Genomic DNA, 23,000 nt, shown 5'->3' on the forward strand with positions numbered 1-23,000 from the left:
GTGTGTACCTATAAATTTAATATTAAAATAGGATATTGATTATTGTATACAATATACTTATCATATCAAGCATAAATTCAGTTCGGAATAGGCAAATGAAAACCAATTGGCATGGCATAAACCCAGCAATGGCAGCTCAGTTTAATAGTGATGAGTTAGTTAGCTCTACATGGCAACTAGTTGGCAGCGCTATAGTAAAAGCTATAGCAGATTTTAAACCACTGGTTGTAAATGAAAAAACTTCTTCATCAACGCTTAACGATACTGCGAAAGCGTATTGTGTTGATGTAAATAAACCTAAATTGGATTAAGTGATGCGCAAAGGAACATTTTTTTGTATAGATGGCCATACTTGCGGTAACCCTGTGCGGCTTATAACAAGTGGCCACCCTCTGTTACAGGGAAATACCATGAGCGAAAAGCGCCAGGACTTTTTAGCTAACCATGACTGGATCCGTCAAGCGCTCATGTTTGAGCCCAGAGGTCACGATATGATGTCGGGCGGTTTTTTATACCCACCTACTAGCGAAGATGGTGATGCAGCCATTTTATTTGTAGAAACTTCCGGCTGCTTACCTATGTGTGGTCACGGTACAATGGGCATTGTAACCTTCGCCTTAGAGCATGGTTTGCTACATGCTAAAACCCCCGGTACTTTAAAACTGGATACGCCAGCAGGACGAGTTCAGGTCAATTATGAAATGACTGGTGGTAAAGTGCAGTGGGTTAAAATTTACAATGTGCCTGCTTATTTAGCGCATCAGTCTATATGTATCAATATTCCAGAGTTGGGCGAATTAAAGGTTGATATCGCCTTTGGTGGTAACTTTTATATTATTGTTGAACCACAGGGCAACTTTAAAGGTATTGAACATTTTAGTGCAGGGCAATTACTCAAATACAGCCCATTAGTGCGTGATGCTATTAATACCAAAATACAATGTATCCATCCGCTCGACTCTACCGTTCAAGGTGCTAGCCATGTGTTATGGACTGGTTCACCCAAAAATTCCAACTCAGATGCGGCTAATGCGGTTTTTTATGGAGATAAAGCCATTGACCGCTCACCATGCGGAACAGGCACTAGCGCCCGCATGGCTCAGTTGTTTAGTAAAGGCTTATTGCAGCAAGGCGATGCATTTATTCATGAAAGTTATATTGGCAGCCAGTTTATTGGCTGTATAGAGCAGGTGTCTGAAGTGGCAGGTCAAACTGCTATTTTACCTAGCATTCGCGGCTGGTCTCGGGTAACCGGAACGAGCACCATTACAGTAGATGACGACGACCCATATGCCTATGGGTTTCAAGTAATTTAACGAGGAGAAAAGCATGACATTAACAGGACAAAGCCTAATTGCCGGACAATGGCAAGGTCGCGCTGAGCAAGGTGAATTTCAAGCCTTTTCACCGGCTAAAAATCAACCATTATCGACACGCTACTTTAATGTAACGAGTACTCAGTTAAATATGGCAGTTGATGCTGCTAATAATGCTTTTATCGAGTACAGAAAAACGAGTTTTAGTCAGCGTGCAGATTTTTTAGCGTGTATTGCAGAGCAAATTTTAGCACTTGGCGATGATTTACTAACGCAAACCGCGCAAGAAACCAATTTACCTATGGCACGCTTACAAGGTGAGCGAATGCGCACGGTTAATCAGTTAAAAGCATTTGCCAGTGCACTGCGTGAAAACCCAGACTCACCACTAGGTTTAAAGCTGCTTGATGAAGCTGATAGTAATCGCTCGCCACTACCTAAACCTCGTACAGAGCTTAATTACTTACCTCTTGGGCCTGTAGCTGTATTTGGTGCGTCTAATTTTCCGTATGCATTTTCAACACTCGGGGGGGATACCGCCGCCGCACTTGCAGCAGGCTGCCCAGTGGTTGTTAAAAATCATACTGCGCATCCAGGCACTGGGGAGTTAATGGCCCGTGCAGCGCTTGCTGCGATTAAAGAATGTGACATGCCGCTAGGTGTATTTTCAATGCTGCAAAGTGATGTTTACGATATTTCGCATCAATTAGTCGCAGCTCCGGCCATTAAAGCAGTCGGTTTTACTGGGTCGTTTAATGTGGCTAACTTACTGCAAGCTACTATAGCGAAACGCCAAGAGCCAATTCCATTTTATGGTGAGCTAGGTAGCATAAACCCACAAATAGTTTTACCCAATAAAGCGCAAAATGAAGGTAAAGCTATGGCTGAAGCTCTTTGCCAATCAATGCTAATGGGTAATGGCCAATTTTGTACCAGTCCTGGCTTATGGCTGGTACCAACGGGCTGTGATGAATTAGAAGCCGAGGTAGCCAACTGCATTAGTGCAGCCGCCTCAGATACTTTATTAACCCCAGGTATTGTGAAGACCTTTAAAAAGCAAGTTAGCCAGCGCAGTGAGCTCGAAAACGTAGAGCTTATTGCTAAAGGGGAACTCACAGAAGACTTTCATGGTAATGCCCACGTATTTGCATGTAATGTTGATACTTATTTAGCAACTCCAATGTTACGTGAAGAAGTATTTGGCCCAGCCGCTTTATTGGTTCGTTATGAAAGCATGGAGCAGTTAAGCTTACTAGTAGCAGCGCTTGAAGGGCAGCTTACGGCAAGTGTGCATGACAGCGCTGATGATTTAGCTAAAGCTGAACACGTTATAGAAGAGCTGAAATACAAAGTAGGGCGTTTAATACACAATCAAATGCCAACCGGCGTAGAAGTATGTGGCTCAATGAACCATGGTGGACCTTTTCCAAGCTCCACAGATGTTCGCAGCACTTCTGTTGGGTTAAATGCAATGTTGAGATTTTTGCGACCAATTTGCTATCAGTCTTAGTTAATTGTAGCGGGAGTAGAAATTGCATTTCCCGCTATCTCTTTATTATGAAGGATTCTAACTTGGCATGCGTGTTTTCATAGGTATAATGCATATTAAATGCAATTTATAGAAATTACTATGGCCATAGAACATAAAACTCGAACTCAGCTTGTTGCAGAAGCTATCCGCGAAAAAATTCTTTCAGGTGAAATCAAAGCGGGAGATCCATTACGTCAAGCAGCATTAGCCACTGAGCTAAACGTAAGTCGGATTCCAGTACGTGAAGCTTTGCTTCAACTCGAAGCTGAAGGGTTAGTCAACTTTGAAGCTCATAAAGGTGCGACTGCTACACAGCTTTCGGCATCTCAAATTGATGAGATTTTTGATTTAAGAGCATTGCTCGAAGCGGAACTACTAAAACATTCGATAAATAATTTAACTGATCAGGATTTAATTGATGCAGAATTAATTTTAGCTGAGCTTGAAAGCGCTATGGACGCTGGCGATACTCATTTAGCTACTGGAGATTTAAACAGTCAGTTTCATGCTAAATTATACAGCCGCGCCGCGCGCCCACAAACCCGTGAGCTGGTTGATATGTATAGTAAAAACTCTGAGCGCTATGTACGTATGCATATTTTATTGGCAGGTGGTTTAACAAAAGCTCCTGAAGAGCACCGTACTTTACTTGAGTTATGCAGAAAAAAAGACTGTCAAAATGCCTGTGAATTTCTAAAAAATCATATTGTTAAAGCTAAAAACGATATAAAAAAATTACTAATAAAATTAGAAGGTGAAAAAAGTAATTAAAAAATATACCTAGCAACTAGTACAGGCTATTAAACTCTAATTTATAACTTTAGGCATTGCTTTCGCTTTCCAGCAGCAATAATACAGAAGTGATGCCTTCCCTCCCTTTTTATTATTCCAATTAGCACCATAAATAGATCCTTTCTGTTGGGTCGAAAGTTCATAAGAATTTTTCACTAATAAGATCAGTTGCTTAAAGATGAATATGAATTATGTGTATATTTAATATTGTATACAATATGTAATGAGTGTATATTTTTTGTCGTCTAAGTTAAATAGGCAATAAAACCAACAGGAACAAGGGAACATTCACATGTTTACAAATAATAAAAAGCAAACTCGGGGAATAGGCATTAAATCGCTGTTAGCAACGGCGGTAACGGCTGCATTAATAATGACTCCTACAGCAAAAGCAGTTGATGGTAGTAGCATTGTTAAAGGTCATGTAGTGGCACAAGCTGGCAACGATTTAACCGGGGCTACAATAACTTTAAAACATAAAAGTAAAGGCTTAGTGTATACCATTACTAGTAATAATGATGGTGACTATTTACTGCGCAATGTGCCAGTTGGTACATATGATGTCACTATAAGTAAAGAAGGCTTTGAGCCGTTAGTTGAAGAAAATGTTGCAGTGACGATTGGTCAATCAATTATTCTCGATGCACAATTATATAAAGCCGGTAGTGATATTGAGCGAATTGCTGTTACGGGATTCGCCGTGTAGATATGGCTTCGTCTACTTCAGGTCTAACATTCAGTGATGCTGAATTAAAAGCTATGCCAGTAAACACTGGTTTTGAAAGTATTGCGTTATTAGCTCCAGGTACAGCGGCACCGGGTGGCGCAAGTTTTAATGGTGCTTCAAGCTTTGGTGGTTCATCAGCAGCTGAAAATGGTTATTACTTTAATGGCTTAAACGTAACCAGTATCCGTACAGGTTTAGGCTCAATTCGCTTGCCATGGGAAGCTATTTCACAAACGCAAGTGAAAACGGGTGGTGTTAGCCCTGAGTTTGGTGGAGCACTTGGCGGTATTGTTAATGCGGTGTCTAAGTCTGGTGATAATGACTTTAACTTCGGTGCAGAAGTACGTTGGGATCCTGATGGTTTACGTAGCCAGCACGACTCTATTTATCAAGAAAATGGGACTATTAGCACTAATACGAAGCAAAGTAGTTACGATTTTAAAGAGCTTCAGTTATGGGCTAGTGGTGCAATCATCGAAGATACCTTGTTTTTTTATGGTTTGTTTGCACCGCGCCGTGAAGAGTCAACTGGCGCAGGACAAACAACTTATTCTGATTTTGAGCGCGATGAAGACCGCTGGTTTACAAAAGTAGATTGGTTTATAAATGAAGATCACTCAGTGGGTTTTTCAGCAATGAACAATAAGCGCACTTGGACCGATAAAACCTTTGCTTACAGCTGGCAAGAGAATGTGATTGGTGAGCAACAAGGTGTGGATGCACCAGGGGAAGATGGCGGTAAAGTATATAGCTTAAATTATAATGGCTACCTAACTGATACTTTTTCTGTTTCAGCAGTTGTTGGCCGAGTGACTGAAAACGTTGAAAATGTAGTCGCATCTCCAAATCCTGGAGTTTGGGATGAACGTGATGGTTTTGTCACTTTAAGTCAACACACAAATTCATCGGTAACAGAACAAGAATTTACGCGTGACCAAGCAAGAATTGATTTCAACTGGGATCTAGATATGCATTCAATCCAGTTTGGTATTGATTACACTAATGTAAAAGTTGATTACTTTGAAGGTCAAAACGGTATTGGTGATGCTGAGGGATGGTGGACAGTTAAAACTGCCGGTGAAAATGATGTATCTGGTGCTTCTTTGGGGAGTGACTTTATAGAAAGACGAGTTCGAAGTCGCGAAGTCGATTCAGATACAACTTCACTCGCTTTTTATATTAATGATTCATGGCAAGCAACCGATAGTTTAGTGCTTAACATGGGGCTACGCTATAGCCAGTTTGAAAACACGGTATCAGATGGTCGTGCCTTCGTTGATATTGACAATCAAATAGCACCGCGTTTGCAAGCTATTTATGATGTGTCGGGTGATGGCAGTGCTAAGATCTTTGCTACATATGGGCGTTATTTCCAACCCGTATCTGCGAACATGAATATCACCCAAGGATCTGCTTCGATTGAATGGTTTGAGTACTTTGAGTTAGATGAACTAGACGCAAACGGTGCACCAAGTTTAATGGCTGATGGCTCGCCAAGCAGAGGAGATATGCTGCGAGATAGGCGTTGGCGCCAGCGTGGTATTACTGAACCAGGGTTGATTGCTTCATCTACATTAAAACCAATGTACAGTGATGAATTTACTATCGGCTATCAGCAAGAAGTGTTCGATACTATGTCAGCAGGTGTACGCGCTATTTATCGTGATCTTGGGCGCAGTGTTGAAGACACTGATGTCGGACCGGTATTAGCTAAAAAGCTGGCAGAAATGGGCATTACCGATAACGTGGGTCAAGGCTCTTATTATGTGCTTAATAACCCAGGTGAAGCTATTCAAATGTCATATGATTTTGACGGTGATGGGCAGATTGATGAGGTTAATTTAAGTGCTGATGAACTTGCTTTACCAGAGGCGAAGCGAAAGTACTTAGCACTTGAGTTTACCTTAGACGGCAATGTGACGGATGATTTACGTATTAATACCTCATATACCTGGTCACATAGTTATGGTAACACCGAAGGGCTTGTGAAAACGGATAACGACCAAGCTGATCCAGGCTGGACAACCTCTTATGACTATGGCGATTTGATGGATCACGGCTACGGTAACTTACCTAACGACCACCGCCATGCATTTAAATTCAGTGGTGCATACAACATCACAGAAGCTCTGACCATTGGTCTTGTTGCCCGTACTACATCAGGCCGTCCTAAAAGTTACTTTTCAGTTCATCCAGCGGGCGTAGATAGCTGTGCAGAGGGGAATCCTTGGGATGCGTGTATTAGCCAATACTATGATCAAGCATCACATTACGATGAAAATGGTAATCCAGCTCCTCGTGGTAGCAAAGGAAACCTACCTTGGTTAACGAATGTCGATATGTCATTGACTTATAACACGGACTTTTTTGGTACCGATATGACTTTAAAAGGCACCGTCTATAACTTATTTGATGGTGATAGTGCTATGTCAATCAATGAAGAGCGTGCGCAGTACGGTGATAATGGCTTAGAACTGAATCCAGACTATGGACTCGTGACAGGGCGTCAAGGCGCGCGTTATGTGTCTTTAGTTGCACGTATAGAGTTTTAACTCCCTAGTGAAACAGCTGTTTGAAAACAGCGGACTAAGCTATTTATCTTAGGGTAATTTAGTTTGTTGTTTTGATGTTTAAGCACATGCTCATTTGAGCCATACAGCCTTAATGCTGAGCAGGAAACTGCTTGGCATTTTTCGTATAAATTTTAAGGTTAACTATGACGAACAGTTTATTTTCTCATTGGCAACAGCCTAAAGATGGTTGGCTGCAAGTGGATACTCTTGATATGCATACCGGCGGTGAACCTTTACGCATAATCATTGATGGGTTTGCTGAACTACAAGGGCAAACCATGATTGAAAAGCGAGCTGATTGCCTAACAAGATTCGATCACCTACGTAAAGCACTGATGTTTGAACCCCGAGGTCATGCTGATATGTACGGCGCGTTGATCACTAAACCTGAACGTAAAGATAGCCATTTTGGCGTACTGTTTTTACATAATGAAGGCTATAGCACAATGTGTGGTCACGCTATCATTGCGCTTGCCACAGCAGCTAAAGATAGCAGTATTTGCAACTTTATTGAAGGCGTTAATGAGTTACGTATAGATACACCTGCAGGGCTTATCAAGGCGTATATTACTCTTCGAAATAACCAACTAATAAGTGTTTGTTTTGATAATGTTGCAAGTTATGCAGAAAAACTTGATATGCCAATAGAGATACCTCTGTTTGGTACCGTCAATTGCGATATTGCTTATGGCGGCGCTTATTATGCTTTTGTAGATGCTGATACTTTGGATGTAAGTTTGGCGCCCAACGATCATGAACAAATTATTAGCTTAGGAAAAATCATTAAGCAGCATGTTAATAGCCACTACCAACCAAAACACCCGACCGATGATGCATTAAGCTTTTTATATGGGGTGATTTTCTATTCAAATTCACAAAAAAGTCATTCTGTATTTAGTCGTCATGTCTGCATTTTTGCTGAGGGCGAATTAGATCGCAGCCCTACTGGTACCGGCGTGAGTGCCAGAGCTGCATTAGAGTTTGCAAAAGGCAGGCTTAAATTAGGACAGCAAATAAAAATAGAGAGTATTTTAGGCTCTATATTTTCAGTTGAGCTAAAAGCGCAACGCATGTTAGCTGATACCCATGCAGTAATACCTAGAGTGAGCGGTGAAGCCTTTGTCACTGGCAAACATACTTTTTTAATTGATCCAAATGATCCCCTAAAGCAAGGATTTATATTTCGATGAAAAATCAATTTACCTCTCGCCAACAATTACTAAAGCAGGCATTAAAAAAAAATGGGTTAACAGCACTACTCGTATTAGGCCATGAAAATATTCGTTACTTAAGTGGTTTTAGCGGTAATGCTGCTTACGCGTTAATAACTGCGGAGGAAAGTGTACTAATAACCGATTATCGCTATTTTGGCCGAGCTCAAGAAGAGTCTATTGGCTTTGAGGTTGTCAGCCGTGATCGTGATAGTGAAACATTAGGTCAGTGCATAAATCGTTTTTTAACGACTAATAGTCAATTAGGTTTTGATGCCGCTTTTATTGATGTTGCACTTTGGCAGCAAGTGGCAAGTGAGTTAACTAGTCATACAGTTACACAAGTTACCGGTATGGTTGAACGTTTACGCATGGTTAAAAATGATTGGGAAGTCGAGCAAATAAAAGCGGCTGCGGCCATTGCTGACGAAGCGCTTAGACAAACATTACCCTATTTTAAAGAAGGTGTAACAGAGCGAGACCTAGCGCTGGAACTTGAATTCAGAATGCAAAAACTAGGCTCTGAAGGAATGTCGTTTGCCACTATTTTAATGTTTGGAGAGCGTTGTGCACTGCCTCATGGCAGCCCGAGTGAACGTACTCTATCTAAAGGTGATTTTATTACTCTTGATTTTGGCGCAGTGGTCAATGGTTACCGCTCTGATATGACTCGCAGTTATGTACTTGGTAAAGCTTCAAAGAAACAATCAGCAATCTATCAAAGCGTAAGTAATGCTCAGCAAGCAGCGATCAACCTACTCAAAGCAGGTGTTGACTGTCTAGACTTACAAAACATCTCACAGCAAGTACTCGATGACTCTGGTTTTGGTAAATGGGCAGGGCAAGGGTTGGGCCATGGAGTTGGCTTGTTTTTACATGAGTTGCCCTTTATTAATAAAAATTGCCGCCATGTATTAGAGGCAGGTAATGTGATCACGATTGAACCTGGTATTTACATTCCGAATTTTGGTGGTGTGCGAATAGAAGACGATATTTTAATAACTCAAAATGGTTATGAAGTATTAACCCACGCCCCTAAGCTGTTCGAATTGGAGGGGTAGGATGAAAGTAATAGATCAAACGCAAATTGATGCTGTCCTAGATTTTGACTCGCTTCGCATTGCTTTACAAAAAGGATTTGCTCAGCAGTTTACTATGCCCAAGCGTCATGTGTATGAGTTAGATAAAACAGACACAAACCATGACGCATTTGCCGTATTACCAGCATGGAATGAACAGGTTATTGGAGTAAAGGCATTTACCTACTTTCCAAGTAATACTGATAGTGAGTATGCGTCACTTTATTCAAAAATAATGCTGTTCTCTCGTGCTCATGGTGAACCTCTTGCTCTAGTTGATGGTACACGTGTAACACTTTGGCGCACAGCTGTAGTATCTGCTTTGGCAAGCTACTATTTATCGCGAAAAGATAGCCAGCATTTAGTGTTTTTTGGCAGCGGCAATTTAGCTGAGTATATGGTTCGAGCACACTTGAGTGTGCGCGATTTTAAATGTGTAACGTTAATTGGGCGTAATCAAGATAAAGTTGCTGTTTTACACAATAGCTTACAGCGTGCATTTACTGATATTGAGTTTGTTATCGGACAAAGTTGTGAAAAAGTTATTAAAAGTGCCGATGTGATCAGCTGCGCAACAGGTTCACCAACGCCATTATTTAAAGGTGGTTGGTTAAAGCCTGGTACGCATGTTGATTTGATTGGTAATCATCGCTGCGACTCGCGCGAATGTGACAGTGTTACTATCGCACAAAGTAAGGTATATGTAGATAGCAAGGAGAATGTTCTTGCTGAAGCTGGTGAATTGTTGATTCCTATTTCTGAGGGAGTTTTTGATGAAGCTAATATATCCGGCGAGCTTGCGGATCTAGCTAAAAAAAATAACTATGAGAGAAAATGTGAATCCGATATAACAGTATTTAAGTCTGTTGGCACAGCGTTAAGTGATCTTATAACTGCCCATTATATTTATAAGTCATTAAAAAAATGAGTAGCTTATTACTTTTATTATTAGGGCTTTGTTTCGTTATGTTGAGCTTACTAACATTTATAAGATGGCTCAGGATTCGTTATGATAAGCAACATTGGCGAGTTTGTAAAATTGTAAACATTAACAATGTAATTGATAATAACGTGCGCAATTTAGAGCTTTTGCACTACAAGAGGATGTTAGTCAGCTATAAATTCAAAGGTAATTTTTATAGTGTTTTTGTTGCTTTTGATCAGCAGCTTATAGCCCAGTTTAAAAATGGGATTGATTGTACAATTTTAATTGACTCTAATAATCCTAATGTCACTTATCTTAATAGTAATTGCTGGGTGAAATACTGTGGAGTTTGGCTTTTTTCGGGCATTATTTTTATAGCTTCAAGTTTTTTAACTTCTAATTAAATTGTAATGTCTAAGTTAGGTGGTTGGTTGAGTGTATAATTGTAGATGTCAATATACTTTCATCTCAAATGAGAATTGTTAGAGTATGGCTTTCATACTGCCGCATTAAAATTCGTGATGATGAACTGCGTTAGTGGATATAATAGAAATGGCAAAATTAGTTGGAAAGATGCTAATAATTATCAGTTAATGCATGTCTACTCAGCTTCTCATACTTGAAAGAAGTGTTGCTTGTTTTGTGAATAGTGATGAGCTATGCCAGTTGAATAGCACCATTACAAGTCTAAATACTTAGTATAGCTAAAGTTGTTAGTAATTTAGAAATTCATAATGTTTAAAATTTTAAAAATTGATCGTAGAATTAAAAAAATTCTGTGTAAGACACTTTAAACAAATGTCCCAAGATAAATACGTATCAATTACAGAAGCAGCAAGATATGCTCGAGAGAAAAAGTTATCCTCAATTAAAGAATGGCTTTAGGCCAGTGAAGGTGATGAATTTCCAGAGTCTATGCCTAAGCGCCCACCTAATGTATATGGCTGTAAATGGTCAGAAGTTTTAGCTCCTAAAAACTCACCTGGTTGTGGGCGATTCGTTGAGTTTCATGAAGCTTGTCGAATTGCTCGGACATTGGGTGTTGAGACGATGACGCAGTTTAGGGAGTTGAGTAAAGAGGGTGGTAGGCCTGCTAATATACCATCAAATCCAAATCTTCATTACAAAAGTGAATGGAAAGGTTGGGTTCATTTCTTAACTAGAAAAACTGAGTAAAGATTTAAGCTGTTATTAGTATTAATCATCAGTCTTTTTTCAAATCTGTTTTTATTTCAAGCACGCAATGGAGTTGTAGTTAATACTTAGACTGCTAATGGTAGTATGTCATGTCGGAGTTTTGTCACCTAGCAGAGCCACTATTTTGGTTCGAGAATCGGAAAACCAAACCTTCAGCCGTAAAAACTAACTCCACTTTCCCTAAATTATCTGTCAAAAATAGATTTTTTTCAGGCATTTCTGAAATCCATTTCAAGTAAATTAATAATCTCAACTTGATAGATTTTCAAATTTTTACCAAATTCAAAAAGGAATTCTATTTAGAATAACAACTTACTTTGGGTTCTAAAATGCTATTTCGTAAACTATTACTACTAGCCTTGGTATATATATCTTTAAGCACTAAAGCTGAAACCACAGTACATGTTGATCCTGTAAACACCTTGTCTTCTAAAAGCTTACTAAGTAGTAAAACGGATGAGCCGTTTACAATAATAAAGGTACCAACATTGTACACCTTGGAGGGAAATAAGGCTTTTGGTGAACAGCAGATCACATTTAAGTTACATAGTGACGCACCAAGCTCTGTTGTTGTAAATGGAATTACTGTAACAAAAGGGCAAACTGTTCAATTTGATAAGGCTGTTAACTCAGCTGGTGGTCTAGACATTCCAATTTACCCAGGGGTAGTTGGATCATCAGGAGCTGCAAATTATACCATCACTCTAAGTGTCAAAGGGGCAACATGTCCTGAAGGCTACATTTTATCTGGCGGAATGTGTTACAGAACCACGACTCAACCAGCAATTAAAGTATGTCCATCAGGTTATTTGTACAGTCTCAATTCGGGTGATTGTTCTAAAACATACACAGTAGACGCCACTAAGAACTGCCCTGCAGGTACAGCGTATTCAAATGGTGTATGTATGGGTTCATCTAGCTCGCCTGCTAGCTCATCTTGTCCCGCTGGATATACGCGCTCTGGAAGCAACTGTTATAAAGACACTCAAATTGATGCTACTAAGAATTGCCCATCTGGTACAACATACTCAAATGGTTTATGTCTAGGTTCATCTAGCTCAGCAGCAAGCTCATCTTGCCCCGCTGGATATACGCGCTCTGGAAGCAGCTGTTATAAAGATATTCAAATTGATGCATCTAAGAGTTGTCCATCTGGTTATAATGTTTCAGGTAACCAGTGTAGGAAAGTAGAGCAAACGGATTTTATCTACATGTCATGCAAGCCTAGTTATGAAGAGGCTGGGCCAACTAGTTATTGCCCTAATGGAAGTTCATTTGATCCAAATTCAACTAATTGTACACTAACGAATAACTCAGGTTCCCAATGTGCTTTAACCAAATATGAAGGGGGGAAGTATGTCTGCGGTTCTGGTGAAACCTTAATTCCTTCAGTCTATCCAACTTGCCAAAAAAAGAATGGACAGACAGTGCCTGCATCATATTCATGTCCAGCTGGAACCGTTGATTTAGGTTCTGGGGTATGGCGATGTATGTCAAATACATCTTATGCTGCGGATAAATATTGCCCAAGTGGATATACAGATGGCGGTGTTAGCTGCGAAAAAGTACAAACTACCAGTATCACTTACTCTTGCCTATCACAATACAGTTTGTCAGGGTCGAAATGTAATAAGAGAGAGAGTGCGAGTTTGGTTTACTCATGTCCAGCTGGTGGCACATTAAATGGCACTAGCTGCGTTAGCTCTACATCTGCTGCTGTGACTTACTCTTGTCCATCACAATATAGTTTGTCAGGGTCGAAATGTAATAAGAGAGAGAGTGCGAGTTTGGTTTACTCATGTCCAGATGGTGGCACATTAAATGGCACTAGCTGCGTTAGCTCTACATCTACCGCTGTGACTTACTCTTGCCCCGAAAATTATATTCTATCAGTGGATCTGTGTAGTAAAACTGAAGAAGTTCCAAGCACTAATACTTGCCCTGCAGGTTGGAGCCTAGAAGGGGAGGAGTGTACTAAAACCGAATCAGTTGCACCATAATACCTTCCACCAAGTCCAATTTTTAAAATGGTGGACGGATTCCGTATGACACTGCGGCTGCATGAGTACGTGGAGAAGGAATCCTTCAACCACCCCTACACCTTTGTGGCGGCACAGACCGGCCTGGACGAGAAGACGGTGCGCGACATCTTCAACGCCCGCGCCGAGTTCCTGGGGCACTGGCACCGCTTCGAGACGCCCCGCATCCTGGGCATTGACGAGCTATACCTGAACAAGCGCTACCGCTGCATTCTGACCAACATTGAGGAGCGAACCCTGCTCGACCTGCTGGCCACCCGCCGCCAGGACGTGGTGACCAACTACCTGATGAAGCTGAAAGACCGGCAGAAGGTCGAGATCGTCAGCATGGACATGTGGAACCCCTACCGGGCAGCGGTCAAGGCTGTGCTGCCCCAGGCCCGTATCGTGGTCGATAAGTTCCATGTGGTGCGCATGGCCAACGATGCCCTAGAGAGAGTGCGCAAGGGCCTCAGAAAGGAGCTGAAACCGTCCCAGAGTCGGACTCTCAAGGGAGACCGGAAAATCCTGCTGAAACGCGCTCACGAAGTCTCAGACCGGGAGCGCCTCATCATGGAGACCTGGACAGGCGCGTTCCCGCAACTGCTGGCCGCCTACGAGCACAAGGAGCGCTTCTACGGCATCTGGGACGCCACCACACGGCTCCAGGCAGAAGCCGCCCTGGACGAGTGGATAGCCACCATCCCGAAGGGCCAAAAGGAAGTCTGGAGCGATCTGGTCAGGGCAGTGGGAAACTGGCGCGAAGAGACCATGACCTACTTCGAGACGGACATGCCCGTCACCAACGCTTACACGGAGTCCATCAACCGACTGGCCAAGGACAAGAACCGTGAAGGGCGCGGTTACTCCTTCGAGGTGATGCGGGCACGAATGCTCTACACCACGAAGCACAAGAAGAAGGCACCGACTGCGAAGGTCTCTCCTTTCTACAAGAAAACCATCGGTTACGGACTGCCGGACTTCGCAGAGGAACTCAACTACGGAGTCGATCTATCAACCATCTGAGGGTGGTATCAGATTGATGGGGTGAAGGTGACCCATCAACCATTAAATCCGTATACCCCAAATTGTTACCTATGAAGTCACTTTGTGTAGACCTCGGGGTCTAAGCAACGCGCTTTTACCATCTCTGTGGTAAATACTGCGTGAAATACAAAGGCATCACGATATTGGTTTGCTCTAATGCGGATGAGCCTTGTGTACCCGTTAACTTAAAGGTTTTACTTGGAGTACATTTTTCAACGTAGGATGCCAACGATTTTGCTCTTGTACGTTTACCACTTTTGACCTCCACAGGGACGATATCGCCTTCATCGGTCGCCAAAATAAATTCGATTTCGGCGCGGGCGTCATGCCATGAATAGCTTGGGTCAACGCCAATAGCAGTGAGCTCTTGTTGCACAAAGTTTTCAGCCACATAGCCTCTGTAGTTATAAACAGAGAGATCATTGTTTTGTTGCTTAATTTCTTTATAACTGCTGCCGAGCATATGATTAAGCAGGCCCACATCAAACAGAAACAGTTTCACCATATTTTCTTTTTTATCGGCCGCTAACGGAGATTTCGGCAATCCTTCAATAGGGTAGTTTGGCAAAGCTAAGCGGCAGCAGTTAAGCCAATGGATCGCGGTTTCAAAATCGCTATAACGAGATTTACGCTCATGCACATGCTTAAATTTAAAGCGTTTAACCGACTCATCGCTGACAAGTGATAGCTGGGCTGGAATGCTATTAAATACCGATTCAATCAGTGTGGCGTCGACCTTGCCCGCGTACTTACCAAAATCGCGGCGATAACCTTCCACTAAATCGGCATGAATTTTTGTGACTTTTTCAACACGCTCTAGAATGCTTGAATCCTTATACTGATACCAAGCAGAAACGGCTTCCGGCATACCACCAGTAAAAAAGTAGTCAGTGAGTTTGTCCATCAATTTGGTGTGTACTGCCGGTGTGCTTGCTTGACTATCAAATGCTTTGATCAGCGCTTGCTCGTTGGATGCGTAAATAAATTCTTGGAAGGTCAGTGGTCGTAAATTGTATTGTTCTACCTTGCCCACAGGGAAGGTGTTGAGCAAACCAATATTCGAGCCGCTGGCAGCGACAAAATAGGACGGTGCTTTTTCAGCAAAGTACTTTAGTGAGGTAACGGCACGTTCACATTCGCCAATTTCATCTAATATCAGCAGATCGGTTTCTGGGTTGAACGCTTGGTTGGTTAACAACTCAATGTTCATTACTAGCTCGTCAGGTGACAGAGAGCCATCGAACGCTTCTTTGTAAGCAGGGTTTTCAAGGAAGTCGATACGAAGGATGTTGGCAAAGGTGTTCCCAAATAACTCTTGTAGCAGATAGGTTTTACCTGTTTGTCTTGCACCATCGATCAATAATGGCTTGCGCACCGGTTGATTTTTCCATGCTATTAGGGCGTTTAGTAAGTTGCGCTGCATTGTCATTTCCCGCCAATTAAGACTGTTAACTGCCTGTAGTATAACTCAGTCTACACTTTAACGCGCAGAAAAGTGTGGAATTATACATTTTTATGCGCATAAAAGTGTAATTTGGTTCTTATTGAGTATAAAACAGCCCTTTAATAGCTATCTTTCTTCTCTGAAGCTGACCTTGCTGGCCAAGTTTTAGTCATGTGGATATGGGCTACTGCTGCACTTATTTTTTATTCAGCAATTGGATGTCTTGCAGCTTTCTTCCCAGCTCGTCATCACGGGCAACCTTGGTTAGGTCGTTTAACAAGCCTAGGACTGCCAAAACCTTAACGTAGTGACCAAGTGAAACGGAAGGATCACCTTTTGATATTTTACGTAGTGTTGGCTTAGAAATCCCTGTCCTACTATGCATCATTTCTTGAGTAATGCCGCGTCTCTTCATCGCCAATGTTAAGTTTTCGCCCAAGATGTTTAACATCTTCCTTTGTCTAGGGAATATGACCGCAGTGCGTTTTGATTTTGGCTCGACAGTATCCATAGTGAAACTATATTTTCTTAAATATTAATTTAGTGAAATTATAGTTTCACTTTTGTCTTCAAGTTGTAAAGCAATAAATTGCCATCTCTCGAAGTAATGTGAGCCAAGATCTGAGCTGGTCATGTCGATTTTTTACTGTTTTTTCGACATGTCTTTCTTGTGTGTCGATACACTCGACATATAAACACTCCATCCATACGACTCACCAAAACCGAGTTTTGAGTAGGAAACTTCAAAGCAGTACGCTGTTCTTTGGGCTTTTGGGGCAGTTTGGGCAAAGCCTTAGTTCACGCCACTTAGCCACGCACTAACTCTGCCCACAGAGCATTTATTGTTTTGAGCACTATCTACAAACTGGGGCAAGTAGCTACTTGTACCCTCAGAAAGCTGCACGATCTGGGCATTTATCTGCCTACTGCGTCCGTTTAGTACTGGCAAACTCCTAACTGAACTTAACAGATCAGTGAGGAAGCAAACGATGAACCCAACTACACAATCATCCACCACATCAACACACCCAGCGCGTCAGCAGCGGATTTTGCGCTTGCCCGAGGTAAAGGCCAAAACAGGCTTTGGCCGCAGCACCATTTATGCCTTGATGGCCAACGGTGAATTTCCCCGTTCCATTCGTATTGGCGCGCGTGCGGTGGGCTGGTTAGAAAGCGATATCGACCAGTGGATTGAAACCCGCCGTATCGGTGCTGCTTATGGCCGCGGATAAACCATCAGCATCAACCCCGTTACCTGCAAGTGAGATGAATAACAGCGCGCCAACATTACCGCCAGGTTTTGCCTATAACGCGCAAAACTGGCTGGTGATGCAACCGGCAGGGCAAGATAGCCCAGTTAAAATCTGCTCCTGGTTGCAAGTAGCTGCTCGTACTCGCGATCCACAAGGGGACAACTACGGCTATTTATTGCACTGGTTAGACGATGACAATCGCCATCGCTACTGGGCTATGCCAGCAGAACTATTGGCCGGAGACGGCAGCGAGTACCGTCGGATATTACTCAGCCGAGGCATGCGGCTAAGCAACAGTGTCAAAGCGCGGCAGTTGCTCTCCCTGTTTATTCAACAAATGGGCGAGCTGGCCACGCAAAAGGCCATTAGCGTGAACTGCATTGGCTGGCATCACCACGCTTATGTGCATCCGCGCCTCACCTTTTACCCAAGCGAACACAGCAATAACCCGCGCATGGTGCTGCAAACCATGCACCCGATAGAAGGCTTTATTCAACAAGGTAGTAGCGACAGTTGGCGGCAGCACGTTGGCCGTTATTGTCTGGATAACCCGCTATTAATTGTTGGTGTCTGCGCTGCACTGGCCGCGCCTTTGTTGCACTTGTGCGGAGTGGATGGTTTTGGTTTACACCTCTATGGTGCCAGCAGCACTGGTAAAACCGCAGCGCTGTATCCGGCGTTATCGGTGTGGGGCGAGCCTAATCAACTGCGCCACAGTTGGCGTGCCACGGCCAACGGTTTAGAAGGCACTGCGTTAGCACATAACGATGCCTTGCTGGCGCTCGATGAAATGGGCGAAGTTGACCCAAAAGAGGCAGGCGATGTCGCTTATATGCTTGCCAATGGCCAAGGTAAAACCCGTGCAGGCAAATACGGTGAAATGCGCTTACCCGCCCGTTGGCGCTTGGTGTTTTTATCCACTGGCGAAGTGACGCTTGAAAGCCATCTTGCCAGTATCGGCAAGCGTGTAAAAGCAGGGCAGCAAGTGCGCGTGATTGATCTCAGTGCGGATGCTGGAGCGCAAATGGGCGTGTTTAACCAGAGTCATGGTATGAACGCTGCCGATTTAGCCGATCATCTAAAACAGCAAAGTCGCCAACATTACGGCTGCTTGGCCTTGGACTGGTTACGGTATTTAACGCAGCACGGCGCACAGGTGCGACCCGTTTTCCAAAACGTACGCCAACGCTTTTTAACCAGCTTACCTCCCGAGTCAGACGGCCAAGTGCGCCGGGTCGCCGAAAAGTTTGCCTTACTGGCCAGCGCTGGGTTGTTAGCCATTCAAGCCAAAGTACTCGATTGGCCAACCCCAAGTGTCGAGGCAGCCTGTTTAAGCCAGCTAAACCAATGGATACTCGCCCGCGGTGGTGTGGCTGCCAATGAAGATCAACAAGCCATTCGCCAGGTGCGCAGCTTTATTGAGCAGCATGGCGAAAGCCGCTTTACGCCCAAACAAACCGGTTACAGCAGCCAAGTACGCCAACGCGCGGGTTGGATTGACTCTACAGGCCCACAAACCCTTTACCTGTTTTACCCAACTGGCTGGCGTGAAGCCACCGAAGGCCTAAGTCCAGATCGCGCTGCCAAAGCACTGATGGCCGCAGGCTACCTAGTCCCTGATGGCAACCGACCACAGCGCAAAGTCAGCCTGCCCGACAACACACGCCCACGAATGTACTGTGTTAAAGGCAGTATTTTGGATGACTAACGAGGCGATTAATCTTGTATGGGCTTGTCGACTTGCAGTGAACCGCCAGTCAACATAAATAGCTAGCGATGTTTGAAGTCCAACGCAGACAATACCGCTAGAGGCATTCCCGTGAACCGCTAGCGTACCAACAACCAGCACCGAACGAATAACAAATACGCTCAATTATTTGGTTTTAACTTAAATAAGTTGAGAATAATCATAATCATGGTAGGGTAAGCAACAGTGAAAAATCCCCAAGTTTATGGTTAAGAAAACACCGTGGAGAGAGCATGATCCGCTGCCACCTAGCCCGATTAATGGGTGAGAGAAAAATGCGCATTAGCGACGTGATGCGAGAAACCGGCCTAAGCCGCACAACAGTCACGCTACTTTACAAAGAAACCGCGCTTAAGGTGGACTTAGAGGCGCTCGATCAGCTGTGTGATTTGTTTGATTGTGAAATCCAAGATCTATTACAAAAATCGCCAGCAGAAACCGAATTTAATGAGAACAAGTAATGACAACAACCAACGATAAAAAGCCATCAGAAGTACTCGCCATCGAAGATGGCATGATGCTGGATTACCTAACGAATAATCCTATCAAAGAAACACCTAAAGAATTGGTTCGTCAAAAAACCTTACGCGCCTTGTTCCATGAATACGGCATCAGCGCTGAAGATATGGAGCTTGATGTAAAAGTTAAGATTGATGGTAAGCAGAAGAAAATTGATATCGCCATTTTCGAGCATGGTTCTGAGCATATTCCTGAAAATATCCGCCGCATTGTTATCTGTGATAAAGAGCCGAAAAAAGGCAAAAAATCCGCAGTAAAAATGCGTGATCACGATCAAGCGCATAAAGACCTTCAGTTGATGGAGGATATGATGCGTGAACAGGTTGGTGATAAGTACCTGCTAGAAAAGTGCCAGTGGGGTTTATGGACCAACGGCATCGAATTTTTCTTTGTTGAAAAAGAAGAGTCGCGATTCGATACCAAGTTCAACGCAGTTGGCGATTGGCCATTAGCAGATGAGACTTTGGGGAGTCGAGACGTTGCATCAAACGCACAGCTAAGAACCGCTGACCGTGAGATGCTACTTACTGCATTCCGTCGTTGTCATAATTTTATTCACGGTAACGAAGGTATGCCTAAAGATGCGGCATTCTGGCAGTTCTTATACCTTATATTCTCTAAAATGTATGATGAGCGCATCGGCAATCGAGACCGTGAGTTTTGGGCATCACCAACTGAGCAGTTTGACGACGAAGGTCGTAAGAGAATCAGAGCACGCATTAACCCCCTATTTGAAAAGGTAAAAAAAGCCTATCCAGAAATTTTTGCTGGCAACGAAGATATCACTTTGTCAGATCGGGCTTTGGCATTCATGGTTTCTGAACTTGCTAAGTACGACTTTACCCGTACTGAAATGGACGCCAAAGGTGCAGCCTATCAAGAAGTGGTGGGTGATAACCTACGTGGTGACCGTGGTCAGTACTTTACACCTCGCGGTGCAATCAAGCTTATTGTCGAAATGATGGCACCGCAACCACATGAAAAAGTGCTGGACCCATCATGCGGTACAGGTGGTTTCCTAGAGCAGACCCTGAGCTTCATCAACAAGCAGCTAAGAGAAAAAGAAGCTATTAGCCTGGCAGCTGAAACCACCGAAGAATTTATTTCTATTCAGCAACAAATTAAAGAGTTTGCCGAAAACAATCTGTTTGGTTGTGACTTTGACCCCTTCCTGTGCCGTGCATCGCAAATGAACGTGGTGATGGCAAGTAATGCCATGGCTAACATCTACCACATGAACTCATTGGAATACCCACACGGACATTTAAAGGGCGTAGACCCCGCCAAGAAAACGATTCCTGTTGGCGATTCCAGCGGTAAAGACGGCAGTGTTGATGTGATCTTAATAACCCACCGTTTGGTTCCGATATCCCAGTTACCGACAAGCAGATTCTAGAGCAATATGATCTTGCCTATGTGTGGGAGCGCACTGAAAACGGCGGCTTTAGAAAAACAGAGCGCCGTAAAGATGCAGTTTCGCCCGAAATTTTGTTTATTGAGCGTTGCGTGCAATGGCTTAAGCAGGGCGGACGTATGGGTATCGTGTTACCCGACGGCATTCTAGGTAACCCAGGTGACGAGTATATTCGCTGGTGGTTAATGCAAGAGTGCTGGGTGCTTGGTTGTGTCGACTTACCTGTTGAGTCATTTATCGTTGAAGCTAACGTAAACATCTTAACTAGCCTGCTGTTCTTGAAAAAGAAAACTGATACTGAAAAAGATGCTATTGCCATCGGTGGAGAGCCCGAATACCCGGTATTTATGGCAGTTGCAGAAAAAGTAGGCTTTGATCGTCGTGGTAATACGCTGTATGAGCGTCACCCAGACGGCGAAGAGAAAGTTATCGAAGAAGAAGTTGAAGAGCGTATTCGCATCAACGGCCACAATGTGGTGCGTAAGCTGAAGCGTCGTAGCAAAATTTTAGATGACGACTTGCCAAAAATTGCTAAAGCCTGGAAAGAGTTTCGCGCTAACAATCCGGAGCCATCGGTATGATCTCAGATTTTGATACCGCAGCGCTCAACCCCGTTGATCCTAAATCGGTGATAGATGCCCTAAAAGTCCAAAACCGGGGGCGTAACAAGACTCACTCACAGCTGTATAAACGTATTGCCAAAGACGTTTTTTCCAAAGATTGTGCAGTTGACTCGTTTAACAGTTTATTGCAGCGGATTCAGATTTGGTATCCGGTGGAGCACCAATGAAAGTAAAGACTATTCCAAGTAGCTGGCTCAATGCTAATGGCCATAGATTAGATTGTAATCCCTTTATGGGAGGTGCTGTCGAGGTACGTGTTGCACTTAGCAAGCTAGAAAATCAATCTTCTGTTTTAGGTGATTTGACTTCAGGCAGATTTGGCGGCACTTATCATGCTGGAAGATATAAGCGTATTTGGGTAGCAAGCGCTCAAAATGGAAAACCATTTTTATCTAGTCGCGATGTATTGCAATCAGATCTTTCAAAGTTGAACTTTATAGCAACTAAATCAGTGTCGGAAAACCCTAAATTATTGGTGCATAAAGACCAGATACTTATTACGCGGTCTGGAACCGTAGGTCGAATGTCTTATGTTAACGATTTTATGGATGGAATGAGTTGTACTGAGCATGTCATGCGTCTTGACATAGACGAGTCAAAGATAGGTGCTGGTTTTATATACGCTTTTTTGAATTCTAGTTTTGGTATGCCAATGGTTCTTGAAGGCGTTTATGGTGCAATGATTCAGCATATTGAGCCAGAACACCTAACAGGGATGCTTGTGCCTCGGCTGTCTAAATCTGTAGAGCATGAAATTGATTCGCTAATCAAGAAATCCTCTAAGCTTCGAGCCGACTTCCAAAAAAATATTGATGCAGCAACAGAGCTATTGTTCTCATCTGCGGGATTAAGCGATATCACACCAGAGGAATGGCACAGTGAAGGCCCGGATATTGGTGATCAGATTTATCTAAAAAGCCCACGCTCCATCCGTGCTTTAAACTTCGGCGGGCGATTCAAGCGACTAATTGAGAATCTAAAATCTGTGCCACATAAAACCCTTGGTGAGATTTGTCGGGGTGGGCAGTTGTCGTCAGGGGCTCGCTTCAAAAGAATAGATGCGGATCAAGAGCACGGAGTTCAATTAATTGGACAAAAACAAGGATTCTGGTTCAAACCCGAAGGTCGCTGGATTAGCGCTGCTCATTCGCCGCAAGGAATTTTTGCTAAAGATGAAACCGTTATGATCGCTTCTCAAGGAACTCTTGGTGAAAGAGAGGTTTTCTGTAGACCTATATTCATTACGGGCAAATGGTTGGATTTTGTATATACGCAGCACTTCTTAAGAGTTTGTTCGGCTAATCCCGAAGTCTCTGGTGCTTACCTGTACGCGTTCCTTCGTTCAGAAACTGCATTCCGTTGTTTACGTTCTATGAGTATTGGAAGTAAACAACAAGATATTCACGTCGGTATGCTATCTGAACTACCTATTCCAATAATAGAACAACATGATAAAAGAGCTGTTGAGCAACTCATTCGCGATGCCTTTAAAGCCAGGGACTTAGCGGACGAATACGAAAATAAAGCCATAGCGATGGTGGAAACTGGAATAAAGGCAGCGGCGAAAGAAAATTAAGGAAGGTT

At 43.2% G+C, this 23,000-nt stretch carries 16 protein-coding genes and 2 pseudogenes; 16 read left to right on the forward strand and 2 right to left on the reverse strand.

Annotated features, from left to right (window positions below; genetic code table 11):
* Nucleotides 1–95: 95 nt before the first annotated feature.
* From J8Z28_RS03085 to J8Z28_RS03130, 10 genes and pseudogenes are all read left to right on the forward strand, one after another.
* Nucleotides 96–311 (forward strand): hypothetical protein, encoded by a 216-nt coding sequence (locus tag J8Z28_RS03085; RefSeq protein WP_250659873.1) that lies wholly within the window; start codon nt 96–98, stop codon nt 309–311.
* Nucleotides 312–314: 3 nt separating this feature from the next.
* Nucleotides 315–1,316 (forward strand): 4-hydroxyproline epimerase, encoded by a 1,002-nt coding sequence (locus J8Z28_RS03090; RefSeq protein WP_010557844.1) that lies wholly within the window; start codon nt 315–317, stop codon nt 1,314–1,316.
* Between the two features lie 13 nt (nt 1,317–1,329).
* Nucleotides 1,330–2,826, forward strand: coding sequence for an aldehyde dehydrogenase (NADP(+)) (locus tag J8Z28_RS03095; RefSeq protein WP_075593975.1), 1,497 nt, complete (start codon nt 1,330–1,332; stop codon nt 2,824–2,826).
* A 120-nt stretch (nt 2,827–2,946) separates the two neighbouring features.
* Nucleotides 2,947–3,618: a GntR family transcriptional regulator gene (locus J8Z28_RS03100; protein ID WP_069439272.1), complete on the forward strand. Its 672-nt coding sequence runs from the start codon at nt 2,947–2,949 to the stop codon at nt 3,616–3,618.
* 313 nt (nt 3,619–3,931) lie between these two features.
* Nucleotides 3,932–6,918 (forward strand): annotated as a pseudogene (locus J8Z28_RS03105) (TonB-dependent receptor).
* Nucleotides 6,919–7,082: 164 nt separating this feature from the next.
* Nucleotides 7,083–8,129 carry a proline racemase family protein gene (locus tag J8Z28_RS03110; RefSeq protein ID WP_036973854.1) on the forward strand — a complete coding sequence of 349 codons (1,047 nt, stop codon included), beginning with the start codon at nt 7,083–7,085 and terminating at the stop codon, nt 8,127–8,129.
* Nucleotides 8,126–9,211, forward strand: coding sequence for a M24 family metallopeptidase (locus tag J8Z28_RS03115; RefSeq protein ID WP_036973855.1), 1,086 nt, complete (start codon nt 8,126–8,128; stop codon nt 9,209–9,211). Before J8Z28_RS03110 ends, J8Z28_RS03115 begins: the two co-directional genes overlap by 4 nt.
* Nucleotide 9,212: 1 nt before the next feature.
* A complete protein-coding gene (lhpI, locus tag J8Z28_RS03120; RefSeq protein ID WP_010557838.1) occupies nt 9,213–10,157 on the forward strand; it encodes a bifunctional Delta(1)-pyrroline-2-carboxylate/Delta(1)-piperideine-2-carboxylate reductase in 945 nt (314 codons plus the stop codon).
* A 1,523-nt stretch (nt 10,158–11,680) separates the two neighbouring features.
* Nucleotides 11,681–13,351: a hypothetical protein gene (locus J8Z28_RS03125; RefSeq protein ID WP_250659874.1), complete on the forward strand. Its 1,671-nt coding sequence runs from the start codon at nt 11,681–11,683 to the stop codon at nt 13,349–13,351.
* A gap of 24 nt (nt 13,352–13,375) precedes the next feature.
* Nucleotides 13,376–14,395: pseudogene (locus J8Z28_RS03130) on the forward strand (ISL3-like element ISPpu12 family transposase); the annotation flags it as partial.
* A gap of 115 nt (nt 14,396–14,510) precedes the next feature.
* Here J8Z28_RS03130 and J8Z28_RS03135 read toward each other — a convergent pair.
* Together J8Z28_RS03135 and J8Z28_RS03140 are read right to left on the reverse strand one after the other, a co-directional pair.
* Nucleotides 14,511–15,839, reverse strand: a complete 1,329-nt coding sequence (locus J8Z28_RS03135; RefSeq protein ID WP_250659875.1) for an ATP-binding protein — start codon at nt 15,837–15,839, stop codon at nt 14,511–14,513.
* A 217-nt stretch (nt 15,840–16,056) separates the two neighbouring features.
* On the reverse strand, nt 16,057–16,371 hold the full coding sequence (locus J8Z28_RS03140; RefSeq protein WP_250659876.1) for a helix-turn-helix domain-containing protein: 315 nt from the start codon (nt 16,369–16,371) through the stop codon (nt 16,057–16,059).
* A 478-nt stretch (nt 16,372–16,849) separates the two neighbouring features.
* Between J8Z28_RS03140 and J8Z28_RS03145 the strand changes: the two genes are divergently transcribed.
* The 6 genes from J8Z28_RS03145 to mads5 all read left to right on the forward strand — a co-directional run bounded on the left by J8Z28_RS03145 (nt 16,850) and on the right by mads5 (nt 22,992).
* The gene (locus J8Z28_RS03145; RefSeq protein WP_007146785.1) at nt 16,850–17,092 is read left to right on the forward strand and encodes a helix-turn-helix transcriptional regulator; all 243 of its coding nucleotides are present in this window, start codon (nt 16,850–16,852) and stop codon (nt 17,090–17,092) included.
* Nucleotides 17,079–18,821: a DUF927 domain-containing protein gene (locus J8Z28_RS03150; RefSeq protein WP_250659877.1), complete on the forward strand. Its 1,743-nt coding sequence runs from the start codon at nt 17,079–17,081 to the stop codon at nt 18,819–18,821. The genes J8Z28_RS03145 and J8Z28_RS03150 overlap by 14 nt, the downstream gene beginning before the upstream one ends.
* A gap of 272 nt (nt 18,822–19,093) precedes the next feature.
* Nucleotides 19,094–19,321 (forward strand): helix-turn-helix domain-containing protein, encoded by a 228-nt coding sequence (locus tag J8Z28_RS03155; protein ID WP_250659878.1) that lies wholly within the window; start codon nt 19,094–19,096, stop codon nt 19,319–19,321.
* Complete coding sequence (locus J8Z28_RS03160; RefSeq protein WP_250659879.1) at nt 19,321–20,775, forward strand: N-6 DNA methylase; 1,455 nt, start codon at nt 19,321–19,323, stop codon at nt 20,773–20,775. The genes J8Z28_RS03155 and J8Z28_RS03160 overlap by 1 nt, the downstream gene beginning before the upstream one ends.
* 20 nt (nt 20,776–20,795) lie before the next feature.
* Complete coding sequence (locus tag J8Z28_RS03165; RefSeq protein WP_350338383.1) at nt 20,796–21,374, forward strand: N-6 DNA methylase; 579 nt, start codon at nt 20,796–20,798, stop codon at nt 21,372–21,374.
* Between the two features lie 205 nt (nt 21,375–21,579).
* Nucleotides 21,580–22,992, forward strand: a complete 1,413-nt coding sequence (gene mads5 / locus J8Z28_RS03170) for a methylation-associated defense system restriction endonuclease subunit S MAD5 (protein WP_250659880.1) — start codon at nt 21,580–21,582, stop codon at nt 22,990–22,992.
* Nucleotides 22,993–23,000 lie beyond the last annotated feature (8 nt).

Source organism: Pseudoalteromonas sp. SCSIO 43088 (assembly GCF_023650795.1).
In the GTDB taxonomy this organism is placed as follows: domain Bacteria; phylum Pseudomonadota; class Gammaproteobacteria; order Enterobacterales; family Alteromonadaceae; genus Pseudoalteromonas; species Pseudoalteromonas shioyasakiensis.

What these genes read in the sequence shown, in the direction of transcription:
- J8Z28_RS03150 (WP_250659877.1), top strand. Translation starts at nt 17,079, where the DNA reads ATGGCCGCGGATAAACCATCAGCATCAACCCCGTTACCTGCAAGTGAG.
- lhpI (WP_010557838.1), top strand. Translation starts at nt 9,213, where the DNA reads ATGAAAGTAATAGATCAAACGCAAATTGATGCTGTCCTAGATTTTGAC.
- J8Z28_RS03100 (WP_069439272.1), top strand. Translation starts at nt 2,947, where the DNA reads ATGGCCATAGAACATAAAACTCGAACTCAGCTTGTTGCAGAAGCTATC.
- J8Z28_RS03145 (WP_007146785.1), top strand. Translation starts at nt 16,850, where the DNA reads ATGAACCCAACTACACAATCATCCACCACATCAACACACCCAGCGCGT.
- J8Z28_RS03135 (WP_250659875.1), bottom strand. Translation starts at nt 15,839, where the DNA reads ATGCAGCGCAACTTACTAAACGCCCTAATAGCATGGAAAAATCAACCG.
- J8Z28_RS03155 (WP_250659878.1), top strand. Translation starts at nt 19,094, where the DNA reads ATGATCCGCTGCCACCTAGCCCGATTAATGGGTGAGAGAAAAATGCGC.
- mads5 (WP_250659880.1), top strand. Translation starts at nt 21,580, where the DNA reads ATGAAAGTAAAGACTATTCCAAGTAGCTGGCTCAATGCTAATGGCCAT.
- J8Z28_RS03095 (WP_075593975.1), top strand. Translation starts at nt 1,330, where the DNA reads ATGACATTAACAGGACAAAGCCTAATTGCCGGACAATGGCAAGGTCGC.
- J8Z28_RS03160 (WP_250659879.1), top strand. Translation starts at nt 19,321, where the DNA reads ATGACAACAACCAACGATAAAAAGCCATCAGAAGTACTCGCCATCGAA.
- J8Z28_RS03085 (WP_250659873.1), top strand. Translation starts at nt 96, where the DNA reads ATGAAAACCAATTGGCATGGCATAAACCCAGCAATGGCAGCTCAGTTT.
- J8Z28_RS03125 (WP_250659874.1), top strand. Translation starts at nt 11,681, where the DNA reads ATGCTATTTCGTAAACTATTACTACTAGCCTTGGTATATATATCTTTA.
- J8Z28_RS03110 (WP_036973854.1), top strand. Translation starts at nt 7,083, where the DNA reads ATGACGAACAGTTTATTTTCTCATTGGCAACAGCCTAAAGATGGTTGG.
- J8Z28_RS03090 (WP_010557844.1), top strand. Translation starts at nt 315, where the DNA reads ATGCGCAAAGGAACATTTTTTTGTATAGATGGCCATACTTGCGGTAAC.
- J8Z28_RS03140 (WP_250659876.1), bottom strand. Translation starts at nt 16,371, where the DNA reads ATGGATACTGTCGAGCCAAAATCAAAACGCACTGCGGTCATATTCCCT.
- J8Z28_RS03115 (WP_036973855.1), top strand. Translation starts at nt 8,126, where the DNA reads ATGAAAAATCAATTTACCTCTCGCCAACAATTACTAAAGCAGGCATTA.